Consider the following 25,117-nt stretch of genomic DNA (forward strand, 5'->3'; position numbering starts at 1 on the left):
ACCGCTGTTTTTAGCGGGTCCGAAAAGTCCGGTCCCGCTACCCAATACCCTGTCCGCCCTGATCAGAATATGATCTCGGTCGACAGGGTATCTTCGTTATTGCGCTCTTCCACTCTTTCCGGCTGTCGCGGTGTATCACGCACTGACGGTGCGTTCTCGGCCAGAAATACCTCAAACATGGTATTGGCCTGACCCGGTCTGGCCACCTGACCGGAATCCTCGTCTATCAGAATATCAACAAGCCCTTCGGGCCTTGTCACGCCCCGTTCAGGCTGACCCTGCAAGGCTTTGCTCATGTAGTCGATCCAGATAGGCACGGCAACGGTCGCACCCTGTTCTGATTCGCCAAGCGGTTCCGGCTGATCCAGACCCACAAATACACTGGTGGCGATATCCGCATTGAATCCGGTGAACCAGAGTTCGGCCGGACCATTGGTGGTACCTGTTTTGCCCATCAGGTCGGAACGGCCCATGTCGCGGTTAACGCGTCGGCCACTGCCTTCCACTACAACGGAGCGCAGCAGCGTGCTGAGGATGTAGGTGACGCGTGGGTCAGTGACCGGTTCCACGTCGCAGTCCAGGCAGGGCTCTGGCGCTTCATAGAGGACGCCATCAAATGTTTCGATTTTCTTGATCAGGGTTGGTGTCAGCGGTTTGGCGCCGTTTGCGATCATGGCATAGCCGGTTGCCATTTCCAGCGGCTGCACATCCTGACTGCCCAGCGCGATGGTCAGATCGCCGCGCGGGAAATTGCGGGTATCAAAACCAAAACGGTCGGCAAAATCGATGACTTTTTCCCAGCCCAGCTGGTCGATCAATCTTACCGCCGGGACGTTGCGGGAATCCTTTATCGCAGTGCGCAAAGTAATCGGACCCACAAAGTTACGTTCGTAATTTTGTGGGCGATAATCGCCGCGTGCAAAGGGAGCGTCATTGATCAGTGTGGCTGGCGTATAACCTGCCTCCAGCGCCGCCCCGTACAGGAAGGCTTTGAATCCAGAGCCTGGGGGGCGACTGGCCAGTGCGCGATTGACCTGGCTGTGTCTGAAATCGTAACCGCCGGTCAGCGCCAGTATGTCCCCGGTATGAGGTGATACAGACACAATTGCACCCTGAACCTCCGGCACCTGACCGAGTTGCCAGTTGCCATCAGGCCCCACGCGAATGCGAATGCGATCGCCGACTTCGACTATATCGCTGGCCTGCTGGGGTGGTGGCCAGGCATTGTTGCGCGTGATGAATGGCCGTGCCCACTCCAGGCCGGGCCACTCAATAGTGGCGATCGAGCCATCGCGCCTGAGCACATCAATGGCGCGCTCCCGAACGCGGGTCACAAACGCAGGCTCGTGATTGCCCAGCGTCGGCACAACATTCAGTTCACTTTGCCAGCGTTCAATCGGGTCATCGCCAACCGGCGGGATATGAGCTTCCGGACCGCGATAGCCATGCCGGCGGTCGTAGTAGTTCTCCAGTCCATTTTGCAGCGCGCTGGTGGCTGCGCGCTGCAGTTCACCGCGGACACTGGTGGTGACTTCGATGCCCATCCGGTAAATTTCGTCGCCGTACTGCTCAAAGAGTTCCTGGCGAACCATCTCCGCTACGTAGGGCGCGCTGACTTCGGCGTTGCGCGTATGGCGGCTGGCCTGGATCGGCTCGGCAATCGCTGCGGCGTGCTCGGCGGCTGTGATCATGCCCTGGTCGCGCATTTTATCGATAACATTATTGCGGCGTCGCTCGGCTCTGTCTGGCGAGCTGACCGGGTTACAAACGGACGGGCATGGCAGCAGAGAGACCATGGTCGCCATTTCGCCGATGGTCATTTCACTGACCTGCTTGTCGTAGTACACAGCCGCCGCCGCGCCAATACCTTCCGCACCCTGACCAAAAAAGACCAGGTTCAGGTACAGTTCCAGTATTTCTTCTTTGGTCAGTTCCTGCTGCAGGCGCAAAGCAAACGGGATCTCCTTCAGTTTTCGCGAGTACACACTGTCGCTATCAAAGGAGATGTTGTTGGCCAATTGCATGGTGATGGTGCTGCCGCCGCCGCGATTTACCCCGGTCACAAAGCCGATAAAGCCGCGAATAAGACCGCGCAGATCCACGCCGGGGTGCGAGTAAAAACGTTCATCCTCGTTGGCAATCAGCGCATTGACCATCATCGGCGGGATGTCTTCATAGCGCAGCGGGTCGCGTCGCACACCAATTTCCTCAATCAGCATGCCATCAGCGGTGAGAATGCGCAGCGGCGTCTCCAGCTGCACATTTCGATAGGTTTCCGCAGGCGGGAGTTGTGGGGCCAGGTATAAATAGCCGGCTGCGGCAACCATGAAGATGCCACAGGCACAGAATACGCCGAACAGGAACAGGAATTTGACTAACTTCTTCATAACAGGCCAGTGAGACTGCGGCTAACCAGTATATAACGGAAACGGAATGATTTTCTTCCCCATTAGACACTAGCCATGCACTGTGCACAACCGCCACATTTGGTCTACAACAATGAAAACATACAGACAAGGATGTCGAGATGTTGGGATTGGATTTGCGAGGCCGGCGTATCAGGGCCGTGGCCATGTGTCAGGCACGGTGCCGGTACAGTCTCCCGGGTCGAATGCGCAGCCCCAGCGATGGCTGGCGTTTTGGAGCTGCTGTGGATATTCCCGGCTCAGAAAACGCGGACAATATGGCGCAGTTGCTGAGAGACAGGGTAAGGCCATTGCTTGGCGAACTGCCCTGGCATCAGCGCCGCGTTGCGCTCTGTGTACCAACGTCCTTCATGCTGACGCATACGGAAAAGGTACCGCGATCCTTCACTGATGAGGATCTGCAGGCGCTGGTCAGGGCAGACTGCGGGCAATGGCTGGGCGTTGATCGTGATGAGCTGCTGATTGACTATCTGTTGGCGGAAACTCAGGCCGAGCGGGGTCTAGGTCGATCGCTGTCTGATGAGTCTGAAACTGCCACCCTGCACATCTATGCCTGCCGCAGGCAACAGCTGCAACGATGGCTGGAGCTCTGCGGCGAGGCGAGACTGCAGCCTTCGGTGCTGGACGTGGAGGGCCTGGCCCTGCTGCGATTCTCTCGACTCTCTGGCGTCGACTATACGCAAAGTCTGTTTCTGGAAATTGATGCTGACGGAATATCCGTACATTTGCTTGCAGAGCAGATGTTGAGCTTCAGTCGCCATTACCCGCTCGGCAATGCGCTTTCGAGTGCCATCGCTGCAGACAGCCCGGCTTCACTGCACTCTGATCAGGGAGGTGGGCCGGAGAGCCAAACCGGCAGACGGATCGCTGCAGAGCTTGGCAAAGTGTTGCAGCGGATCGGGCTGCATACCAGTGTCAGCAAAGTTACCAGTGTGCTGGCCATGGGTGAATTCGCAGCCTTGCCTGTGGTGAGGGCGACTGTTGAGGCACTTGGCCTGCAAGTCTCTGTTGTCAAACGTCCGGCACTGGCGCTGGCGACAGCGGCGGCGATGCGTCGTGGTGTAAATGGCTCGCAGTGGTTCAGATCCTGATGTCTGCCACCGAAGCTGAAATCGAGCTCAACCTTTTGCCCTGGCGGGCGCAAGTGCGCCGGATGCGGCGCATTCGGTTGCTGATTGTCGTGGTCGCCAGTATGGCGGGGGTTGGGGCAGTCGTGGCCTGGGCAGGGACAGAGCTTTGGCGGCAATGGGTGATACAGTCAGCAATCGTCGAGCAACTGCAGGATCGAGAGCGGGCGATGCGGTCGTATTTGCATGAGCAGACCCAATTCGCTGCCGAGGCTGACGAATCTCTTAGCCGTGCTGCGCAGCGCCTGCGATCACGCCGTCGATCAGCGCAGGTATCACAGTTGTTTGCCTTGCTTGCGCCTTTCGATAACGCGGCAGTATTTCAGACAATAGACTGGCAGGACTTTGAGCTCACGATTACAGCATACATCGAGAAGCCAGAAGACCTGCCCGGGCTGCGAAAAGTGCTGGAAACCTGGGCATCGGATGCAGGCTGGCTTTTGCAGACAGAGCCTCCTGTCTATCAGCAGGGCACAGGTGTGCATCTCGATATCCGTGTGTGGAAAACATGAGCAGGGTGTGGGTGCTACTGCCAGCTGCGGTGCTGGCAACTGTGGCCACTGGGCTGGCCGGGCTGTTCCATTGGCTTATGCTGGAGGATCTGGAAGCGGAGCGAATCGGACTTGATAAGGCGCTGTTGAATTTGCAGCAGGAGCTGCAGGCGCAGCTGTCGGACAATGCCGGGCGCCGATCACGCCTCACGCTGACAGGCTGGGCAGCGTCGGCCTGGTTTCCCGGAGCTGGGTACAGCTCACGAAAAGAACCCGCTTCGCCACTCCAGGGCGTCATGCATATGGCGGACCGCCAGGGGCTTAAGCTGCATTCGGTGATGCCAATGCGCAACGAGGAATCCGAAATACAGGCAGGCGAAAGGTCGGGTCTCACTCACACAGAAATCATCAGACCAAGCGAATCCATGCTGGTTTTGGATCTGTCTGGATCGCTTGCGCAGACAGCCAGCTTCCTGGCGATGTATGCAGGAGCTGATGCCATCGGGGCACAGACGGCTGTTTTGCATCATTTGCAGTTTGCACGGGACGTCAGCGGAGCTTCAGCTCGCGCCGGACGATGGCAGCTGGTCATGGAGTTTGCACCGCTTACTAGCGATCGCATGGTGCCTGATACAGCCATCGTGAACAGTCATGACCCAAGGTCTGCAGGCGCGGTGCGCCGCGGCAGCCAGAGCTGGTATCTGCTGGTCGATGCTGAGGGTCAGTGGCAGTTATCTCCGCTGTATAACAAGAATGTTGATCACAGGGACGATGCCAATGAGGTCAGGTAAGCGCCGCCGGCGCGAGAGAGCTATAAAGACGTGTTGCCACCTCATACTGCTCCTCATGGCGGCGTCTGTGTATGACGTCCTGTCGGGCAACCGGATGCTGTCAGCGCAGACGGCTGATATTGCCGGGCGAGGGCAGGACTCGGCAGTTGCCGATGAGCACCTGACGCTCGAGTTGACAGCTACGCCTTTGCGGATCGTGCTGGAGATGCTGGCACAGAATCAGAATCTCCAGCTCCATGTCAGCGGTGCGCAGTCTGTCCTGAATCAGGAGGTGGATGTGTCTGCCGGAGCCGCGACATTCGAAGGCCTGCTCTCTCAGCTACTGGAGTCAACTGGATTGAGCCACCGTGTCGATGACGGGGTTCTCTATATTTCAGATTCGGCAGATGTGCAGATCCGTTATATCCAGATCAACTACGCCGACGCTGACGAGCTGCTGGAGCTGATTGCAGGTAATGGCATTCTGAGTGATCAGGGTTCGGTGATGCTGGACCGTCGCACCAATACGCTGATCGTCCGGGATCAGCCCGCAGGTCTGGCTCAGGTAGATGTGCTGTTGACCGAGCTGGATGTGCCAGTCAGTCAGGTCCTGATCGAGGCTCGTATTGTCAGTGCATCGCTGGACACCGGAAGGGAGCTGGGTGTGCGCTGGGGTGCCACAAGTTTGTCGGCAGCGGCAGGTTCGATCGTCGACAATTCGCAGTTTGCCCTTGAGCTCGGGCATCGGGATGCCGGCTCGGTGACAGCGGCTTTGATACGTGACTCGCGGCTGCTCGAGTGGGAGCTCTCCCTGCTTGAGCGGCGCGGCCAGGCCGAACTGATAGCCCGACCCCGGGTCATGACACAGGACAACTCGCCAGCGAGTATCAGCTCAGGTGTGCGAATACCCTATCAGGCCCAGGCGGGCGGGACTGCTGGTGGCTCGATAACACAGTTTGTTGATGCGGTGTTGTCTCTTGATGTCAAACCCCTGATTACGCCCGATGGGCGAATCATCATGGACCTGAGTGTGAGGCAGGACTCCGTGGCTTCAGGCAGTGGTGACACGCCCGCCATTGACACAAACACCGTGCAAACCCGTGTCCTGATCGACAATGAGGACACCCTGGTGCTCGGCGGTATTTTCCGTGAGGAGCAGACCGAGGCCGTGACCGGCACGCCGGGACTGCGTTCAGTTCCTGTCATCGGTCCGCTGTTTCGACGTACCGTAGCGTCGGAGCGACGCACAGAATTGCTGATATTCATCACGCCGACCATCATCCCGGCACCTTAGCGCAGGGCCGCGTTTGTACATGCTTTTGCTTGAGTTTGACAGGCATGCGGGTTAGATTGCGCGCTTGCGTGGCACAGGTCGACGGGTAATCCATGAGCAAGCAGACAAATGTGTTTTTGATAGGGCCCATGGGGGTCGGCAAGAGCACGATCGGACGAATGTTGGCCGCTGCTCTGCATAAACCCTTTCTGGACTCGGATCGCGAGATCGAAGCTGTCACGGGTGCTGACATCCCGTGGATATTTGACGTCGAGGGAGAGGCCGGTTTCCGGGTTCGTGAGGAGCGCATGATCGACACCTTGAGTGCGCAGGACGGTATCGTCATGGCCACAGGTGGTGGCGCCATTTTATCAGCGGTGACCCGCCAGCACCTGAAGCAGCGTGGCACGGTTGTTTACCTTAAAGCCAGTATCGCCCAGCAGTTTGAGCGCACCAGCAAAGATCGCAATCGCCCTCTGCTGCAGACTGCCGATCCGCTGGCGCGTATCAAAGAGCTCATGGCCATCCGTGAGCCGCTATATCTGGAGACCGCTGACCTGATCATTGAAACCAGTCGGCGTGGACCTCGCACGGTCGTGAACGAAATCGTCAATCGCCTGAAAACCGATGGAAATGAAACAAGATGAATGAATTGACTGTCGAGCTGGGTGAGCGCAGTTACCCGATTCTGATAGGTCCCGGTCTGCTTGGCCAGCAGGGCCTGCTGGCGCCCTACGTTAAAGGCGGCCGCGCGCTGGTTGTCAGCAATGAAGTTGTTGCTCCGCTGCATCTGGAGAAGCTGGAGCAGTCTCTGTCGGGCATCGATTTTGATGTGCTGGTGCTGCCTGACGGTGAGCAAACCAAGAACCTTGATACCCTGAATCAGGTGTTTGATCGCCTGTTGCGTGATCGTCATGAGCGCAGTACCACACTGATCGCGCTGGGTGGAGGTGTCACCGGGGACCTGACCGGCTTTGCAGCGGCCTGCTATCAGCGCGGCGTTAACTTTATTCAGGTGCCGACCACGTTGCTGGCGCAAGTGGACTCTTCTGTGGGTGGCAAAACGGGGGTCAATCACCCCCTGGGCAAGAACATGATTGGCGCCTTTTATCAGCCACAGGTGGTGCTGGCTGATATTGATGTGTTGCACACGCTGCCGCCAAGAGAGTTGCAGGCGGGGCTGGCGGAAGTCATCAAATACGGGCTGCTCGGTAATTTCGCATTTTTTGAGTGGCTGGAACAACACATCGATGAGCTGTTGAAGCTGGATGGCAAGCTGCTGTCCGAGGCCGTTCGTATCTGCTGTGAGGAAAAAGCACGGATAGTTGCGGAAGACGAGCGCGAAGGTGGCAAACGGGCCCTGCTCAACCTTGGTCACACATTTGGGCATGCCATCGAAGCGGCCATGGGTTACGGAGTCTGGCTGCACGGCGAAGCTGTGGCTACTGGGATGGTAATGGCCGCTGATCTGTCCTGGCGACTCGGCTGGATAACGCAGGAAGATGCGCAACGAACGCGACGATTGATAGAAAGAGCCGGGTTGCCCGCCGTGCCGCCATCTGAGATCAGCGTCGGGCGCTTTGTCGAGTTGATGTCAGTTGACAAGAAAGTGCAGTCAGGAAAAATTCGCTTTATTTTGCTGCGCAACCTGGGTGAGGCCGTGGTTGATGGCGACGTTCCCGCAGAGCTGCTGCAGCAGACACTGGCGGCCGGCGACGCGCTTTGTCGATCGTAACCGTGTAGAATAACGACCCCTTAATTGCATTACGGACTAGAGGCAGGAGTTGCTGGTGACACCGTTGAAGAATGACAGATTTTTGCGAGCCCTGATGGGACAGGACGTAGACGTCACCCCAGTATGGATGATGCGCCAGGCGGGTCGCTATCTGCCTGAATACCGCGCAACTCGCGAGCAGGCGGGTAACTTCATGAGTCTATGTCAGTCGCCCGAGCTGGCATGTGAGGTCACGCTGCAGCCGCTGCGCCGCTATGCTTTTGATGCTGCCATTCTGTTTTCTGACATTCTGACCATTCCAGATGCGATGGGTCTGGGCCTGTATTTCGAAACCGGTGAAGGTCCCCGCTTCCGCAAAACCGTGCGCAGCGAACAGGACGTTGCGGCCTTGCCACTGCCAGATGTGGCAAGAGATCTGGCCTACGTGACCGATGCGGTTTCTCTGATTCGCCGTGAACTGAATGGTTCAGTCCCGCTGATCGGTTTTTCCGGCAGCCCCTGGACACTGGCTACGTACATGATCGAGGGCAGTGGCAGCAAAGATTTTCGTCATGCCAAGGCGATGATGTACAACCAGCCAGAGGTGCTGCATGCCCTGCTGGACAAGCTGGCACAGACCGTGACTGCCTATCTGAATGCACAGATCGCGGCAGGTGCCCAGGCCGTGCAGATATTCGATACCTGGGGCGGAATTCTCAGCACGCCTGCGTACCAGGAGTTCTCGCTCTCCTATATGAAAAAGATTGTCGCCGGGCTGACGCGCGAGGCAGACGGTCGGCCGGTTCCCGTTATCCTGTTCACCAAAAATGGTGGTCTGTGGCTGGATGAAATTGCCGGCTCAGGTTGCCACTGTGTGGGTCTGGACTGGACCATGGAGATTGGTCGGGCGCGCGAACTGATAGGTGACCGTGTCTGCCTGCAGGGCAATATGGACCCGGCAGTGCTGTATTCATCGCCGGCAAGTATTCGCGCAGAAGTGTCACGCATTCTATCGTCGTTTGGCTCCGGCAATGGTCATGTCTTCAACCTGGGTCATGGTATTACGCCTCACGTGGACCCGGATAACGTGTCTGCATTTGTAGACGCTGTCCATGAGTTGTCTGTCGACTACCATCGCTGATTGGCTTCGCCAGTCTGGTCAGTCGACAGATCAGGCGGCGGGGCTGGCCCTGATCGGGCTGGGTGCCAACCTGCCTTCTCTGGCAGGTGGCCCGTCAGACACCCTGGTTGCGGCAAAGCGGTATCTTGATGGCCTGTCTGCCATACCTGTTCTTCTATCGCCAATCATGACAAGCCGGCCAGTCGACTGTCCGCCGGGCAGCCCTGACTTTTGCAACGCAGTTGCTGTTGTACTGCCCAAAGGTGATTGCACTCCGATGCAGCTGCTGTCAGACCTGCACAGTATCGAACAGGTCTTTGGCCGCCAGCGCTCCGGCCTGCGTAATGAGGCAAGGCCTCTCGATCTCGATCTGCTGGCCTTTGGTGGTGCCGTCGTCGATGACGATAAACTACAGCTTCCGCATCCCCGGGCGACTCAGCGCGAGTTTGTGCTGATGCCCCTTTCCCAGATCTGGCCGGACTATCGATTTCCGGGTTCCGACCAGACCGTAAAATCCCTGCTGACAGCGCTGTCAGACTCTTGATACTGGATTGCAACTCTGTATACTGAAAGGCCGATTGATAAAAACCAAAAGCCATTCGGCCTGGACATGGAACCACAGAAATTGACTTCGCGAGCACTGCGACATATTGCCCGAACAGGGATCGTGACAGCTATGATGCTGGTCGCGCCGCATGTGTTCGCGCAATCTCAGCAGCTCAATCATGCCGAACCAGGTACGCTGCAGATCGCAGACAGTCTCTCCAGTCTGTCTGCCGTGAGTCAGGAACAGGCCAGCACACAAGCAGCCTCACAGGTGGATTCATCGCCTCTGGGTCAGGTGGCTGAAGATCTGTTGATTTCTCCGGCCTTACGGCTGGATGCATTCCCGGCGCTCAGCGCCACCGACAACACCCTGCAGGCAGTTGATGTCAGCCATGAGCGTGCCTTGCTGATTGGTAATGGCCAGGTTCCGGGGCTGGATGTGAGCGCCTCCTACGTCTGGGAGTCACCACGCTTCGGGCAGTTTGTTGTCAGCACCAATACCAGTTATGTATACAACACTCGCATCACTGATGCGGTCAGTGACACGGTGGCTGCGCGCACTGCTCCTGAAAACGCCGCCCTGTTTGGCAAAACACCAGAGCTGCTTAGCAGCGTAACGCTGACCTGGCAGTTTGGTAATCACTCTGCCACAGCAGTGACCAGCTACAATGACCGGCTTGATCACTTCGGGCGTCTGAATGTCGGGCAGCTGAATCTGGATCAGCTCAACGAGCTGGTCGGACAGATGACCACTGTTGATCTGCGCTATGGCTATAATCTGTCAACAGGTCGACAGAGTAATGCCTCATTCTCATTGGGTGTGCGCAACATGTTTGACCGCCGCCCCGTAAACTCTCTTCGCCCGGGGGCCGTAACTGGCGGCAATCCGGAAGGCTCGGAACATGTTGCCTACGGTACAATCAAGTATCAGTTCTGATTAACGCCCTGTTTGGCTCCCGCTGTCTATTTCCGCCACGACTGTCCGAATCGCCCCGCACAACAAGTCCAGCTCTGAATCAGTGATGATATAAGGCGGCATGATATATATCAGCCGGCCGAATGGGCGTACCCACACGCCCAATTCCACAAAGCGTTGCTGGATCCAGCGCATATCAACCGCCTCCTTCATTTCCACCACGCCGATCGCGCCGAGGACTCTTACATCGCTGACGGCATCATGGTGTCGGCACGACTCTAGCGATGACCGCATTCTCGTCTCGATCGCAGCGACCTGATCTTGCCAGGGATTTGCCAATAACAGCTTGATCGATGCGCAGGCCACGGCGCATGCCAGTGGATTGCCCATAAAGGTTGGGCCATGCATGAACGGCAGCCCCGCCTGCCCGATAGTGTCGGCCAGCTTATCCGTTGTCAGCGTTGCGGCCAGCGTCATGTATCCGCCAGTCAGCGCTTTGCCAACACATAGTATGTCTGGCGTAATGCCGGCATGCTCGCAGGCGAACAGCTTCCCACTGCGGCCAAAGCCTGTGGCGATTTCGTCGGCGATCAACAGTGCATCGTATTGATCACACAGGAGACGGGCCTGCCTGAGGTATTCTGGCGAATAGAAAAACATGCCGCCAGCGCCTTGTACCACTGGTTCAAGAATGACGGCGGCCACTTCTTCGTGATGTTGTTCCAGCAATGACTGCAGGCTTGTGATATCGGTCTGATCCCACTCGGCTTCAAAGCGACAGCGCGGTGCGTCGGCAAACAGCTGTTGCTTGAGCGTGCTGGAAAACAGGGTATGCATGCCGGTGACCGGGTCGCAGGCTGACATGGCGGCAAAGGTATCGCCATGGTATGCGCGGCGCAGACTGATTAATCGATGCCGCTGCGGCCGGGCTTTGGCATGCCAGTATTGCAAGGCCATCTTGATGGCGACTTCGACCGCGATCGAGCCAGAGTCAGACAGAAACACCTTGCTCATGCCGGCCGGGCAGATATCCAGCAGCTGTTGTCCAAGCCTGATGGCTGGTTCATGAGTCAATCCACCAAACATAACATGCGACATTGACTGAAGCTGTTCAGCGGCCGCCTGGTTAAGTGCCGGGTGATTGTAGCCATGAATGGCTGCCCACCAGGAGCTCATTCCGTCAATCAGTGTCCGGCCATTGGCCAGATGCAGTTTGCAACCACTGGCCGCGTTTACCAGTTGCGCAGGCAGCGGATCAGTCATCGAAGTGTAGGGGTGTAAAATGTGTTTGCGGTCAAAATCCAGCAGTTGCTGCGATTCGGCGTTATAGCTCATAAGTGTGAGTATCAGACAGGGTCAGGTTTCGTTGGGCCAGCGCCCAGACATCGATTCGTCGGGCGCCGGCATCACGAAGGACGCGGGCCATATCCCGAGTGGTTGTTGTAGTCGTCACAACGTCATCGATGATGGCGACGTGCTTGCCATATGTCAACCTGCATGATTCATTTGTAGTGAACAACTTGCCCAGATTGGCGAGTCTGGCTTGAGAGTTCAGTGCGCGCTGGGCATGTTTGCCCGGCAATCGTTGGCAGGCCTGTCGCAGAACCCGTATCCCCAGCCGTCGCCCTGCACAATCAGCCAGAATTGATGCCTGGTTGAAGCCACGCATACGCAGGCGTCCTGCATGCAGGGGTACTGGCAGCAGCAGCCCGGGCTTGGTGGAGGCAACAACCTGATAGTGTACCGACATGGCGTCAGCCAGCAGTCTGCCCAGCACACGCCCCGCCTGGAAAGCTCCGTTATCCTTTAACCGCGAGATCTGGCGCGATATGGGCTGTTGGTAGCTGAACACCGCAAAACATCTGTCAAATGGAGGGGGGGCGCTGCGACAGCGATGGCAGAGAGGTTCCTGCTCGCCATCGGTTTCTGACACGACGCCACACCGGAGACATCCCGGCGCTTGCCAGGGAAGCGAGGCGAGACAGCGATTGCAGATTCCTCGATCAACGCCCTCGAGTCCCAGACAAAAAAGACAGGGTTCGCCCAGGAGGGTGCTTGCCGCGCGTTGCAGTCGCCTGCTGATATTCCTGAAATGAAATTGGTTGTAAATCAAAATATACGTATCTGGTTGACAATGTTCTGTCTGGACTTAGAATTGGACGCTTTCCAATTGAGTATAGCCATCGACCCGCCGTGTCGCTGTGGCACAAGGATTTCACCGATGATGACTGATAAGGTACAAGCCATCCGCCAGGCACCACTGTCCGACAATGCCATGCCAGCGACAGGGCTTCGCAATGACTGGACGCGCAAAGAGATTCAGGCGCTTTTTGACCTGCCTTTTATGGACCTGCTGCACAAGGCTCAGACCATCCATCGTACCCATTTCGATCCCAACAAAGTGCAGATGAGTACGCTGTTGTCGATAAAAACCGGCGCCTGCCCGGAGGACTGCAAGTACTGCCCGCAAAGTGGCCACTACAACACAGGTCTGCAGAAAGAGAAGTTGATGGAGGTCGAAAAAGTCGTGGCGCAGGCTCGTATCGCGCGCGATCGCGGGGCTTCGCGCTTCTGCATGGGTGCTGCATGGAAGCATCCCTCGGAAAAAGATTTTCCTTATGTGCTTGACATGGTCAGGCAGGTGCGAGAGCTGGGCATGGAAACCTGCATGACACTGGGGGCACTGAGCAGCGAGCAGACTGCGGCGCTGGCAGAGGCGGGGCTGGACTATTACAACCACAACCTGGATACCTCACCGGAATACTACGGCGAGATTATCACTACTCGAAGCTACCAGGAACGCCTGGAAACCCTGGCTCGAGTCCGGGATGCTGGTATGAAAGTATGCAGTGGTGGCATTGTTGGTATGGGTGAAAAGGCCGAGGATCGCGTCGGGCTGTTGCAACAATTGGCCAATATGCCAGTGCACCCTGACAGCGTTCCGATCAACAATCTGGTCAAGGTCAAAGGCACCCCGCTGCAGGATGTCGAGGAAATTGACCCCTTCGATTTTATCCGCACCATTGCGGTGGCGCGCATCCTGATGCCACAGTCCTACGTCAGGCTGTCGGCCGGCCGGCAGCAGATGAACGACCAGACCCAGGCATTGTGTTTCATGGCTGGTGCCAACTCGATATTTTATGGTGACAAGCTGCTCACTACGCCGCTGCCGGAAGAGCACCGGGACATCGCGCTGTTTGATCGTCTGGGCCTGCAGCCTGAACGACCGATTACGGGTGACCATCGCTTTTATTCTGCCGTTTGAGCGGCCGGTTAATGCCTGACATGAGTAATCATTCCAGGGGCTCTGCGCTGCTCCTGTCGCGCCTGCAGTCCAGTCTTGCCCAAAGGCGCGAACAGCAATTACTTCGCACGCACCTGGTCCGTGGCAACGCGGATCAGGTCACCATGAGTGTCGATGGTGAGGAGCTGCTTGGTTTCTGCAGCAATGACTATCTGGGGCTGGCCAATCATCCGGATGTTATTGCGGCACTTCAGAAGGGGGCGCGCGATTATGGTGTTGGCAGCGGTGCTTCGCATCTGATCACAGGTCACTGCCGCGTTCATGATCAATTGAGTGAAGAGCTGGCGGCATTCACTGGCAGAGAAAAAGCCCTGCTGTTCTGCAGTGGTTACATGGCCAATGTGGGCGTCATAAACGCACTGACTGAACCCGATGGACTGGTGCTGCAGGATGCATTGAATCACGCGTCCCTGCTGGATGGCGGCTGGCTGAGTCGTGGACGCAGTATCCGTTACGCACACAGTGATACAGACAGTCTGGAACTGGAGTTGAGGCAGGCCGCAGCCGCCCCATCCAGGCTGATCGTTACTGACGGAGTCTTCAGCATGGATGGCGATTGCGCGCCGCTGGCGCTGCTGGCAGAGATCGCCGATGAGCATCGCGCCGCATTGATGGTCGACGATGCCCATGGGCTGGGTGTGCTGGGTAGAAATGGCAGTGGCACGGTGAGCGCAGCGGGTCTGTCCCAGACGCAGGTGCCGATTCTGATTGGGACACTCGGTAAGGCATTTGGTACTGCCGGTGCATTCGTTGCCGGTGATGCAGTGCTTATCGATTATCTGGCACAATTCGCCAGGACTTACGTGTTTACCACGGCGATGCCGCCAGCTCTGGCAGAGGCGACCCGGGCCAGTCTGAAGCTGGTGGTCGGCGAGCAGTGGCGGCGCGATCGTCTGCAGCAACTGATTTCAGGTTTCGGGCGCGGGGCCGCAGAGCTGGGACTTGTTCTGCTGCCATCGGAGACGCCGGTACAGGCAGTCATGATGGGTTCTGCCGAGGCGGCCGTCAGAGCCAGCCAGCTGTTGCGCGCTCAGGGTGTGCAGGTCAGTGCTATCCGGCCACCAACTGTGCCGCAGGGGCAGTCGCGACTGCGCATTACTCTGTCAGCAGCTCACAGTGACGAACAGCTGTATAGGTTGCTGCATGCTCTGGAATCAGTTCAGCGGCAATTGTTTTCAATGGGTCAACCAGCTGCGCTTACTAAGGCTGGTCAGGAGGTGCGGATTTGAGGCGAGTTGCCGTTTTTGTGACTGGAACTGACACCGAGGTGGGCAAAACCCGAGTAGCTGCAGCATTGTTGGCGGCGGCCAGACAGCGTGAGCTGAACACGGCGGCCATGAAGCCGGTTGCGTCGGGTTGCGAGGAGATAGACGGGGAGCTGCGCAACGAAGATGCCCTGACCTTGCAGCGCTTCTGCAGTGCCCCACTAAGTTATCAGGAGATCAACCCGGTCGCTCTGCGATCGGCAATCGCACCACATCTGGCAGCTGCCGAGCAGGGCCGAAGTCTCAGCCTGTCCCGCCTGGTGGGGCTGGCGCGCGGCGTTTTGATGGCGCCGGCAGATTTTACTGTAATCGAGGGCGCTGGTGGCTGGCGTGTACCTCTGAACTCGCGCGAAATGCTGTCATCGCTGGCGGTTGAGCTCAAGCTGCCAGTTGTTCTGGTGGTGGGCATTCGTCTCGGATGTATCAATCATGCAGTGCTGACGGCAGAGGCGATCCGGGCTGACGGAGTACCGTTGGCGGGCTGGGTCGCCAATCATCTGAGTGAGGCGGACGAAGTTGCTGATGCCAACGTGGCAACTCTGCAGTCGCTCTTGCCCGGACCGTTGCTGGGGGTCCTGCCGTTTGAGCCAGGCGCAGACCCCGGGCAGGTTGCCCGTCATCTTGATCTGGACCCGCTGCTGAGCTGAGCTGCGTCCGACAAGTTGACGTTGACGTTAACGTCAGGTCTCGGTAAGTTATCGACTCGCATTCCCTTTCAATCCAACGTTCCTAAGTGAGTGGAGTCACCTGTGCCAGATTACAAAGCCCCCGTGCGTGATATGAAGTTTGTCCTCCATGAGGTGCTGGGCGCCGAGCAACTGTTGGCGTCAATGCCAAAAACCAGTGAGGTAAACGCCGAGCTGATGAATACCGTTCTAGATGAGGCAGCAAAAGTTGCAGAGACACTGCTGGCGCCACTGAATCGGCAGGGCGACGAGATTGGCTGTCGCTTCGAAGAGGGCAAAGTGACAACGCCGCAAGGCTTTGTGGAGGGATATCGCACCTTTGCTTCCGGTGGCTGGATCGGTCTGTCTGGTGACCCGGCTTATGGCGGCCAGGGCATGCCCAAGATGCTGTCAGTCTGTTTTGAGGAAATGATCATGGGCGCCAACAGCTCGCTGGCGCTGTACGCTGTCCTCAGCGCTGGCGCGACACTGGCGCTGGCCCGGCACGCCAGCGACGAGTTGAAGCAGGCCTATCTGCCGAAACTTTACGAAGGCAGCTGGAGCGCCACCATGTGCCTGACTGAGCCACATGCGGGCACCGACCTGGGTATTATCAAAACACGCGCAGAGCCGCAGGCAGACGGCAGCTACAAGCTGACCGGAACCAAGATTTTTATCACCGGTGGCGAGCATGATCTGACTGACAACATCATTCATATGGTGCTGGCCAAGCTGCCTGATGCGCCCCCTGGTCCGAAAGGCATCTCACTGTTTCTGGTCCCCAAACTGATGCCTGATGCTGACGGTAATCCGGGTGCAGCCAATGGCGTCAGCTGTGGTTCGATTGAACACAAGATGGGTATAAAGGGGTCGGCAACCTGCGTGATGAACTTTGACGACGCCACGGCCTATCTGATTGGTGAGCCGCACAAGGGCCTGACCTACATGTTCACGATGATGAACTATGAGCGACTGACTATTGGGCTGCAGGGTCTGGGTCTGGCAGAAGCCTCCTACACCACGGCAGCTGAATATGCCAAAGAACGAATCCAGGGTCGCTCGCCGGCGGGCCCTGAGCAGCCAGAGAAGGCTGCCGATCCGCTTCTGGTTCACCCCGATGTGCGACGCATGCTGTTGACCATGCGGGCCTATACCGAAGGTGGCCGTGCGCTGGCTGCCTATGTGGGTAGCCAGCTGGATATCGCCTACTTTCACCCGGATGCGGCGCAGCGTGACCGAGCCAGTAAACTGGTCGCGCTGTTGACGCCAATTGCCAAAGCCGCCTTCACTGATCGTGGTTTTGAGGCGACTGTGCTGGGGCAGCAGGTTCTGGGGGGGCACGGCTATGTGTCCGAATGGGGGCAGGAGCAACATGTAAGGGATGCCCGAATTGCGCAGATTTATGAAGGCACTAATGGCATTCAGGCACTGGACCTCATGGGCCGCAAGGTGGTTTTTGATCGTGACGGCCTGTTGGCCGAGATGTCAGCTGAAATTCGCGCTTTTGTGGAGAAGGAAAAGAGCGGACGGGTTGCCGCTTTTGCAAGCGTCCTTGCCGACGCCGTTGATTGTCTGGAAGACACTGCCAACTGGGTCAAACAGGCCAATAACGATAATCCGCATGAAGTTGGTGCTGCATCAGTGCCGTTTCTGGAGCTGATGACTCTGGTGCTTTACTGCTATATGTGGGCGCGGATGGTTAAAACTGCTGAGCAGGCACTGTCTGACAAATCAGGGGATACGGCGTTTTACAATGCCAAGATCCATGTGGGCTGCTTCTTCCTGGATCGGCTGATGCCGCGCTATAAAGCTCTGTCGGCAGAAATCAAGGCGGGCAGTGACGTGCTGATGGCGATGGATGCCGAACTGTTCTGATTGAATGGTCGACGATGAGGGCCGCACCTGCGCGTCGGGCGCCGGTGCGGGCATTATCAGATGTCAGATTGACCAATGCAGATGGCTGACCATTAACTGCTCATAATAGTCCAGCGATTCGTTCTTTTCCCCAATCACTGCAATATTGCCCTGGCTCAATGGGATGATGCGACCCTGAAACCGCTCGTCTTTCAGATTGACGCGCGTGCTGACCGGGGTGTTGTCTACAAAGATGATGGATACTGGCCCGTGTTCGCCGCGGGCTACCAGATGGGCGCCATGCTGCGCGCCGCCAAGTCCGCAATAGTTGGCAAAGGTCATGTGTAATGCCCGTGTCGCATCGTCCATCACCAGAGAAGCGCCCGCATCAGTCAGTACCCGTTCGACCTGCTCCCAGGCTATAGCGTCGCTGTTGCTGAAGCTGGGGGCTTCGCTGTACAGGTGTTCGACAAGTTGATCGTGAAACTCCAGGTCCTGCGCGCTTGGGCGGTTTGGCAACAGGCTCAAGCCAAGGCCGGCAGTGATCACCATGCTGGCTGCCAGCGCATAGGCACCGCGGCTGCGGAATCGCCACCAGGGCTGGTTTGCGGCTGGGATGTCGCTAACGGTGTTGCTCCGTGAAGCCTCACCGTGGGTCTGCTCAAGCAGCCGCTGACGCAGGCCGTCAGGTACCCTGATAGCGCTGACACTGGCCAGCAGCTCGTCGTCCAGGGCGCGCAGTTCTGCGACTAACTTCTGTCTGGACGGGTCAGTGGCAATTGCCGAGATAAAATCCGCCCGGTCGTCCCTCGGATTGCTATACGCCCGGGTCCGGAATTCCAAATCATCCATAGTTGTTTGTATGCTCTCTGATGTTCGCCGATCGTATTGTTGTTTTGCTGCTCTTGAATGCCGGATCAGTCGACAGTGACATCCTCGCCGGTGTCTACTGCTTCGTCATCCTGTAACACTGCCTTTAGCTTGCTACGTGCCCGGAACAGCCGAGTCATGACCGTGTTGTTATTAAGATCGAGAATTTCGGCAATTTCTTTCCCGCTAAAGCCGCCGATTACCTGCAATAACAAAGGGTCTCGATAATCCTTGTCCAGCTGCATGATGGCCTGATGCAGCTCCACCTGTTTTTGGCGCTGGTCTGGCTCCATCTCATTTTCTTCAGCGACAGACACATCCTCTATATCGACCAGCTCGGGGCGGTAGCGCTCATACATGCGCGCATTCTCGCGCCGCAAAATAGTGAATAGCCAGGCTTTGGCTGCTCCCTGGCTTTGCAGGCTGTCGAAAGACCGCCAGGCGCGCAGAAAGGTCTCCTGCACCAGGTCTTCAGCGACACTTTGATTGCGTGTCAGCCAAAATGCGTAACGATAGACATCCTGATACAGCTCATCAACCATCGCCTGATAGCGTTGACGTCGCTCGTTGTCGGGTCCAGAGACCGTAGATTTACTCATTTTATTCCGTGCTGACTCCATATTCGGTTTCTAGCTTAGCTGACTGTCGTGCCGTTGACCATGGCAGCGACCTATTAGTGCCCCGAGGTGTTATCGCGTTATACTTCCGACCTTCATTCCGTCCATTCCAACATGAGTAATATCAAGTCAATGATTCGTATAGCAATTGCCGGCGTCGCAGGGCGCATGGGACGCACGCTGGTACAGGCCGTTGTCGACAAGAACGATGTGGCAGTCGTGGGAGCCGGTACAACACTGCCGGACGACCCCCAGCATGGCCAGGATATCGGCCTGATTGCAGGCACCGGTGTATTGGGAGTGGCTGCAAGCGCCGCGCTGACCGACTGCGTGCAGGACTTCGATGTTCTGATCGACTTCACCTCGCCTGAGGCGACGCTCGAACATCTCGGCATCTGCCAGGCGGCTGGCAAGGCCATCGTCATCGGCACTACCGGTTTTACGCCGGATCAGAAGCAGCAGATCAGCGCCGCGGCTGGCAGCATGCCGGTGGTAATGGCGCCCAATATGAGTGCTGGCGTCAATATCAGTCTCAAATTGCTGGAGCTGGCGGCACGGGCGATGGGTGATGATGTGGACATCGAGATCGTCGAAGCCCACCACCGTCACAAAAAGGACGCGCCATCCGGTACTGCACTGCGCATGGGTGAGGTGATTGCTGATGCGCTGGGTCGCAAGCTGGACGAGGTGGCAGTATACGGCCGGGAAGGTATCAGCGATGAGCGTGATCGCAAGACCATTGGGTTTGCGACCATTCGCGCAGGGGATATTGTAGGTGATCACACCGTCATTTTCGCGGGCAACGGGGAGCGACTGGAGATCACACACAAGGCCAGCAGTCGCATGACATTCGCCAGTGGCGCAGTCCGTGCTGCCATCTGGCTATCCGGAAAATCTCCGGGGCTGTACTCAATTGATGATGTGCTGGGACTTAATGTCGGATAAAGGCCAGATTCGTCATAGACAGTATGGCATCGGTTTCCGTATAATTACGCCTCAGTATGATTAACACTGAGCACAACACAAGACAGATTTTTTGAAAAAGCGGAATGAGAGACAGCTTTCATTCCGCTTTTTTTCGCCTGTCTACTTATCCGGGAGATCACATTGAATAATCCAGCAGTTCTGGCCCTTGAGGATGGTAGTGTCTTCAGAGGCAGGGCTATCGGTGCCCTGGGTCTGGCGAGTGGAGAAGTGGTATTTAACACGGCAATGACCGGTTATCAGGAAATATTGACTGACCCTTCCTACGCGAGACAGATTGTTACACTGACCTATCCTCATATCGGCAATACCGGCACCAATGCCGAAGATAATGAATCTGATCGCGTCTGGGCCGCAGGCCTGGTCATCCGCAATCTGTCAATGACTGTCAGTAACTGGCGCAGCGAGCAGAGTCTCGAAGAATTTCTGAAAGACCAGAATGTTGTGTCGATTGCAGAAATTGACACGCGTGCACTGACGCAGCTGTTACGCGACAAAGGTCCTCTCAATGGCTGTATTCTCAGCGGCGACATGCTGGCTGAGAAAGGTGAACAGTATGCCATCGACCAGGCCAAGGGTTTCCCTGGGCTGAAAGGTATGGATCTGGCCAAAGTGGTGTCAGTGAAGTCACCTTATGAGTGGACGCAGGGTGAGTGGCGTCCGGGTGGCGAAGGTTATCCGGAAATGCAGCACGAGAAACCCTTCCATGTGGTGGCCTTCGATTACGGCGTTAAGCGCAATATTCTGCGCATGCTGGCGCAGCGCAACTGCAAGGTGACAGTCGTGCCGGCGCAGACTCCGGCCAGCGAAGTGCTGGCCATGAATCCCGATGGCATATTCCTGTCCAATGGCCCCGGTGACCCGGAGCCCTGCGATTACGCAATCGCTGCGATCCGCGAAGTACTGGAAACAGATATTCCGGTATTCGGAATCTGTCTGGGCTGTCAGCTGCTGGGCCTGGCCTGTGGCGCCAAAACCGTCAAAATGCAGCTGGGGCATCACGGCGCCAACCACCCGGTACAGAACCTGGACGATGGCACGGTGATGATCACCAGTCAGAACCATGGTTTCGCCGTGGATGAAAAAACGCTGCCGGCTAACCTGCGGGCAACGCATCGATCACTGTTCGATGGCACCCTGCAGGGCATCGAGCGGACAGACAAGCCAGCATTCGCATTTCAGGGGCATCCGGAAGCCAGTCCCGGTCCGCACGATATTGCACCGCTGTTCGACAAATTTGTTGACCTGATGGAAAAACGCGCCGCGCGATGATCCGCCGGCCAACACAACATACAGATACGGTTCAGTTATGCCTAAACGTACAGATATCAAAAGTATCCTGATCATCGGGGCCGGTCCGATTGTCATCGGCCAGGCCTGTGAGTTTGACTACTCGGGCGCCCAGGCCTGCCAGGCGCTGCGCGAGGAAGGATTCCGCGTCATTCTGGTCAACTCCAATCCCGCAACCATTATGACCGATCCGGCGATGGCCGATGCGACCTACATCGAGCCGGTAACCTGGCAGATCGTGGAAAAAATCATCGAAAAAGAGCGTCCTGACGCCATATTGCCAACAATGGGAGGTCAGACGGCGCTCAACTGCGCGCTGGATCTCGAAAAGCATGGCGTGCTGGCCAAGTACAATGTCGAGATGATTGGCGCGCGCGCCGAGTCAATCGACAAGGCAGAGGACCGGGAGCTGTTCGATGACGCGATGAAAGCCATCGGGCTGGCAACGCCACGCCACGGCATTGCGCGCAGCATGGAGGAGGCCTTCAAAGCGCTGGATGAAGTGGGTTTCCCCTGCATTATTCGTCCCTCGTTCACAATGGGCGGCACTGGTGGTGGTATTGCCTATAACAAGGAAGAGTTTGTTGAAATATGCACGCGTGGTATGGAGCTGTCCCCTACCAATGAGCTGCTGATTGATGAGTCGCTGATTGGCTGGAAAGAGTATGAGATGGAAGTTGTCCGCGATAAAAATGACAACTGCATCATCGTCTGTACCATTGAAAACTTCGATGCGATGGGTGTGCATACCGGCGACTCTATCACGGTGGCGCCGTCACAGACCCTGACGGACAAAGAATTCCAGATTCTGCGAAACGCGTCGATTGCGGTACTTCGCGAGATCGGTGTGGAAACCGGTGGTTCCAACGTTCAGTTCGGTATGTGCCCAAAGACCGGCCGGCTGGTAGTTATCGAAATGAATCCACGCGTGTCGCGTTCATCAGCGCTGGCGTCCAAGGCAACCGGCTTCCCGATTGCCCGCGTTGCAGCCAAGCTGGCTGTGGGATTCACACTGGATGAGCTGCGCAATGAAATCACGGGTGGAGCCACTCCCTCCTCATTTGAGCCATCCATCGACTATGTGGTTACCAAGATCCCGCGCTTCACCTTTGAAAAATTCCCGGAAGCCAATGACCGCATCACGACCCAGATGAAGTCGGTCGGTGAAGTCATGGCGATAGGTCGCACCTTCCAGGAGTCGCTGCAGAAAGCCTTGCGTGGACTGGAAGTAGGCATCAATGGTCTCGATCCGATTCTGGATACGGGGGTCAGTGATGCCATGGATATCCTGAGAGGCGAGCTGATGGATGCGGGCAGTGACCGCATTCGGTATGTGGGCGACGCTTTCCGGCAGGGCTGGTCAGTTGATACCGTGGCTGAGCTGACGGGCATCGACCCCTGGTTCCTGGCGCAGATCGAAGACCTGATCAAGGATGAGCTGAACATAACGCAGCTGCGCCTGCAGGATCTGAACAAGGAACAGCTGTTTGCGCTGAAACGTAAGGGTTTCTCGGATGCACGCCTGGCTGATCTGCTCGCTGAGACCGAACAGGCCGTGCGCGAGTGCAGGCATTCTCTGGGTGTGCGGCCGGTCTACAAGCGCGTTGACACCTGTGCCGCCGAGTTCAAGTCAACAACCGCTTACATGTATTCATGCTACGAGCCGGAGTGCGAGTCACGGCCCAGTGACCGGAAAAAAATCATGGTGCTTGGCGGTGGTCCGAACCGCATCGGTCAGGGCATTGAGTTTGACTATTGCTGCGTGCACGCGGCACTGGCGATGCGGGAAGACGGTTACGAGACCATCATGGTCAACTGCAACCCGGAAACTGTTTCTACAGACTACAACATCTCCGATCGCCTGTATTTCGAGCCGGTAACGCTGGAAGATGTACTGGAGATTGTGGCAGTCGAAAAACCAGTGGGTGTGATAGTTCAGTTTGGCGGCCAGACACCGCTCAACCTGGCGACCCGATTGGAGCAGGCTGGTGTACCTGTCATTGGTACCAGCCCGGATGCCATCGATCTGGCCGAGGATCGTGAGCGCTTCCAGAAGCTGATCCAGAAGCTGGGCCTGAAGCAACCACCGAACTGTATCGTGCGCAGCGTCGAACAGTGCATCGCAGAAGCCGAGCGTATTTCCTACCCGCTGGTCGTGCGTCCGTCGTACGTGCTGGGTGGTCGCGCGATGGAGATCGTCTATAACGAGGAAGAACTCAATCGTTATATGCGCAACGTCGTCAAGGTCGGCAATGACAGTCCGGTGCTGCTGGATTACTTCCTTAATGCCGCCATCGAAATCGATGTCGATCTGGTCAGCGACGGCAAGGATGTCGTCGTCGGTGCCATCATGCAGCATATTGAGCAGGCCGGTGTTCACTCAGGTGACTCAGCGTGCTCGCTGCCACCGTACAACCTGCCGGCGGATGTTCAGAATCTGATTCGTGAGCAGGTTGCCAGCCTGGCAAGAGAATTGAACGTGGTTGGCCTGATGAATACGCAGCTGGCCTACCAGGACGGTGAAATCTATGTGATTGAAGTCAATCCGCGTGCCTCGCGTACCGTGCCGTTTGTGTCCAAGTGCATCGGTGTGTCGCTGGCCAAGGTTGCGGCGCGCTGCATGGCCGGTACATCACTGGCGGAACAGGGCTTCACCAAAGAGATCATACCGAAAACCTATGCAGTTAAAGAGGCTGTGTTCCCGTTCAACAAGTTCCCGGGTGTAGACCCCATTCTGGGTCCGGAGATGAAATCTACCGGCGAAGTAATGGGTGTTGGTGAGACTTTTGCGGAAGCCTTTGCCAAGTCGCAGCTTGGTGCCGGTGAAGAAATTGCCCGCAGCGGCACGGTCTTCATCAGTGTTCGTGAGGCAGACAAACCCAAAGTGGCGGCGGTTGCCAGACGCTTCCATGAGCTGGGCTTCTCGCTGGTTGCGACGACAGGCACGGCGGCGGTCATCGAGGCAGCGGGTCTTGAGGTCAAGCGTGTCAACAAGGTGATGGAAGGGCGTCCTCATGTTGTTGATATGATCAAAAATGAGGAAATTGACCTTATCGTCAATACAACCGAAGGCAAGCAGGCGATCGCCGATTCATCAACGATTCGCCGGACTGCTCTGCGACATGATGTGTTCTGCACGACGACACTGGCCAGTGCCAGCGCAGTGTGTGATGCATTGGCATTCGGTGATCAGCTTTCCGTCTACACCCTACAGGAGCTGCATGCGCGCCTGACGGTGAGCTGATTCCTGGTGGCTGGACAACGCAGTCCAAACTAAGCATTATATAGAGTCGAGAGTGCTGGCGGGGCTTCCCTGGGGAAGTCCCGCCGGTATTTTTTTTATTCCTTGATTTTAGATTCCAGGGGAATCTGTGAGAGTGATATGAGAAAAGTGCCCATGACCATTGGCGGCGCGGAGAAACTGCGCGCAGAACTCAATGAGTTGAAGACGGTGAAACGACCAGCAATCATCCAGGCTATTGCGGAGGCGCGTGAACACGGCGATTTGCGCGAAAACGCGGAGTACCATGCTGCCCGCGAGCAGCAGAGCTTCTGCGAAGGTCGCATCAAGGAGATCGAGGGCAAACTCGCCGATTCTGAGATCATTGATGTTACGACCATAGCCGAGTCTGGCAAGGTCATCTTTGGCTCTACCGTGACGCTGCTGAATCTGGAGTCTGATGCGACCGTGCGTTACCAGATCGTGGGTGAAGATGAGGCTGATGTAAAAGCCGGAAAAATCTCTGTTGCCTCACCGATCGCGCGAGCCATCATGGGTAAGGAAGAAGGTGACGTTGTGGTGGTCAAAGCACCATCAGGCGACATCGAGTACGAGGTGGATCAGGTAGAACACCTCTAATCGCTGGCGGGCCGGGCCAAGTGCCT

At 56.9% G+C, this 25,117-nt stretch carries 22 protein-coding genes and 1 pseudogene; 17 read left to right on the plus strand and 6 right to left on the minus strand.

Annotated features, from left to right (window positions below; genetic code table 11):
* Nucleotides 1-62: 62 nt before the first annotated feature.
* Nucleotides 63-2,387 carry a penicillin-binding protein 1A gene (locus QGM61_RS08755; RefSeq protein ID WP_237132146.1) on the minus strand — a complete coding sequence of 775 codons (2,325 nt, stop codon included), beginning with the start codon at nt 2,385-2,387 and terminating at the stop codon, nt 63-65.
* 224 nt (nt 2,388-2,611) lie between these two features.
* Between QGM61_RS08755 and pilM the strand changes: the two genes are divergently transcribed.
* The 9 genes from pilM (at nt 2,612) to QGM61_RS08800 (ending at nt 10,404) form a co-directional block, all read left to right on the plus strand.
* Nucleotides 2,612-3,517, plus strand: coding sequence for a type IV pilus biogenesis protein PilM (gene pilM, locus QGM61_RS08760; protein ID WP_281132729.1), 906 nt, complete (start codon nt 2,612-2,614; stop codon nt 3,515-3,517).
* A complete protein-coding gene (locus QGM61_RS08765) occupies nt 3,517-4,065 on the plus strand; it encodes a hypothetical protein (protein WP_237132144.1) in 549 nt (182 codons plus the stop codon). Before pilM ends, QGM61_RS08765 begins: the two co-directional genes overlap by 1 nt.
* Nucleotides 4,062-4,835, plus strand: a complete 774-nt coding sequence (locus QGM61_RS08770) for a hypothetical protein (protein WP_281132730.1) — start codon at nt 4,062-4,064, stop codon at nt 4,833-4,835. Before QGM61_RS08765 ends, QGM61_RS08770 begins: the two co-directional genes overlap by 4 nt.
* Nucleotides 4,836-4,902: 67 nt before the next feature.
* Nucleotides 4,903-6,108, plus strand: a complete 1,206-nt coding sequence (locus tag QGM61_RS08775; RefSeq protein WP_281132731.1) for a secretin N-terminal domain-containing protein — start codon at nt 4,903-4,905, stop codon at nt 6,106-6,108.
* Between the two features lie 92 nt (nt 6,109-6,200).
* The gene (aroK, locus tag QGM61_RS08780; protein WP_237132141.1) at nt 6,201-6,734 is read left to right on the plus strand and encodes a shikimate kinase AroK; all 534 of its coding nucleotides are present in this window, start codon (nt 6,201-6,203) and stop codon (nt 6,732-6,734) included.
* Nucleotides 6,731-7,822, plus strand: a complete 1,092-nt coding sequence (aroB, locus tag QGM61_RS08785; RefSeq protein ID WP_237132140.1) for a 3-dehydroquinate synthase — start codon at nt 6,731-6,733, stop codon at nt 7,820-7,822. The genes aroK and aroB overlap by 4 nt, the downstream gene beginning before the upstream one ends.
* A gap of 55 nt (nt 7,823-7,877) precedes the next feature.
* Entirely contained in the window at nt 7,878-8,942 is a 1,065-nt protein-coding gene (hemE, locus tag QGM61_RS08790; protein ID WP_237132139.1) for a uroporphyrinogen decarboxylase, read from the plus strand.
* Complete coding sequence (folK, locus tag QGM61_RS08795) at nt 8,914-9,465, plus strand: 2-amino-4-hydroxy-6-hydroxymethyldihydropteridine diphosphokinase (protein WP_281132732.1); 552 nt, start codon at nt 8,914-8,916, stop codon at nt 9,463-9,465. The genes hemE and folK overlap by 29 nt, the downstream gene beginning before the upstream one ends.
* Nucleotides 9,466-9,588: 123 nt before the next feature.
* Nucleotides 9,589-10,404, plus strand: coding sequence for a hypothetical protein (locus QGM61_RS08800; protein ID WP_281132733.1), 816 nt, complete (start codon nt 9,589-9,591; stop codon nt 10,402-10,404).
* On the opposite strand, the gene bioA is transcribed toward QGM61_RS08800, so the two are convergent.
* The 3 genes and pseudogenes from bioA to QGM61_RS15355 form a co-directional block, all read right to left on the minus strand.
* Nucleotides 10,405-11,718 (minus strand): adenosylmethionine--8-amino-7-oxononanoate transaminase, encoded by a 1,314-nt coding sequence (gene bioA, locus QGM61_RS08805; protein WP_281132734.1) that lies wholly within the window; start codon nt 11,716-11,718, stop codon nt 10,405-10,407.
* On the minus strand, nt 11,708-12,160 hold the full coding sequence (locus QGM61_RS08810) for a ComF family protein (RefSeq protein WP_237132135.1): 453 nt from the start codon (nt 12,158-12,160) through the stop codon (nt 11,708-11,710). The genes bioA and QGM61_RS08810 overlap by 11 nt, the downstream gene beginning before the upstream one ends.
* Before the next feature lie 120 nt (nt 12,161-12,280).
* Nucleotides 12,281-12,496 (minus strand): annotated as a pseudogene (locus QGM61_RS15355) (double zinc ribbon domain-containing protein); the annotation flags it as partial.
* A gap of 162 nt (nt 12,497-12,658) precedes the next feature.
* On the opposite strand from QGM61_RS15355, the gene bioB reads away from it, so the two are divergent.
* From bioB to QGM61_RS08830, 4 genes are all read left to right on the plus strand, one after another.
* Nucleotides 12,659-13,648 (plus strand): biotin synthase BioB, encoded by a 990-nt coding sequence (bioB, locus tag QGM61_RS08815; RefSeq protein ID WP_411268761.1) that lies wholly within the window; start codon nt 12,659-12,661, stop codon nt 13,646-13,648.
* Between the two features lie 20 nt (nt 13,649-13,668).
* A complete protein-coding gene (gene bioF, locus QGM61_RS08820) occupies nt 13,669-14,916 on the plus strand; it encodes an 8-amino-7-oxononanoate synthase (protein WP_281132735.1) in 1,248 nt (415 codons plus the stop codon).
* Nucleotides 14,917-14,933: 17 nt separating this feature from the next.
* Nucleotides 14,934-15,599 (plus strand): dethiobiotin synthase, encoded by a 666-nt coding sequence (bioD, locus tag QGM61_RS08825; RefSeq protein ID WP_237132133.1) that lies wholly within the window; start codon nt 14,934-14,936, stop codon nt 15,597-15,599.
* 102 nt (nt 15,600-15,701) lie between these two features.
* The gene (locus tag QGM61_RS08830) at nt 15,702-17,492 is read left to right on the plus strand and encodes an acyl-CoA dehydrogenase C-terminal domain-containing protein (RefSeq protein ID WP_281132736.1); all 1,791 of its coding nucleotides are present in this window, start codon (nt 15,702-15,704) and stop codon (nt 17,490-17,492) included.
* Between the two features lie 63 nt (nt 17,493-17,555).
* On the opposite strand, the gene QGM61_RS08835 is transcribed toward QGM61_RS08830, so the two are convergent.
* Entirely contained in the window at nt 17,556-18,323 is a 768-nt protein-coding gene (locus QGM61_RS08835) for a DUF3379 family protein (protein WP_237132131.1), read from the minus strand.
* Between the two features lie 65 nt (nt 18,324-18,388).
* Nucleotides 18,389-18,961, minus strand: coding sequence for a sigma-70 family RNA polymerase sigma factor (locus QGM61_RS08840; RefSeq protein ID WP_272907147.1), 573 nt, complete (start codon nt 18,959-18,961; stop codon nt 18,389-18,391).
* Between the two features lie 129 nt (nt 18,962-19,090).
* On the opposite strand from QGM61_RS08840, the gene dapB reads away from it, so the two are divergent.
* The 4 genes from dapB to greA all read left to right on the plus strand — a co-directional run bounded on the left by dapB (nt 19,091) and on the right by greA (nt 25,091).
* A complete protein-coding gene (dapB, locus tag QGM61_RS08845; RefSeq protein WP_237132129.1) occupies nt 19,091-19,903 on the plus strand; it encodes a 4-hydroxy-tetrahydrodipicolinate reductase in 813 nt (270 codons plus the stop codon).
* Nucleotides 19,904-20,065: 162 nt separating this feature from the next.
* Nucleotides 20,066-21,214 (plus strand): glutamine-hydrolyzing carbamoyl-phosphate synthase small subunit, encoded by a 1,149-nt coding sequence (carA, locus tag QGM61_RS08850; protein WP_237132128.1) that lies wholly within the window; start codon nt 20,066-20,068, stop codon nt 21,212-21,214.
* 37 nt (nt 21,215-21,251) lie between these two features.
* The gene (gene carB / locus QGM61_RS08855; RefSeq protein ID WP_237132127.1) at nt 21,252-24,476 is read left to right on the plus strand and encodes a carbamoyl-phosphate synthase large subunit; all 3,225 of its coding nucleotides are present in this window, start codon (nt 21,252-21,254) and stop codon (nt 24,474-24,476) included.
* A gap of 138 nt (nt 24,477-24,614) precedes the next feature.
* Entirely contained in the window at nt 24,615-25,091 is a 477-nt protein-coding gene (gene greA / locus QGM61_RS08860; protein ID WP_237132126.1) for a transcription elongation factor GreA, read from the plus strand.
* Nucleotides 25,092-25,117 lie beyond the last annotated feature (26 nt).

Origin of the sequence: Pseudohongiella sp. SYSU M77423 (genome assembly GCF_029911965.1) — a bacterium.
Lineage (GTDB): Bacteria > Pseudomonadota > Gammaproteobacteria > Pseudomonadales > Pseudohongiellaceae > Pseudohongiella.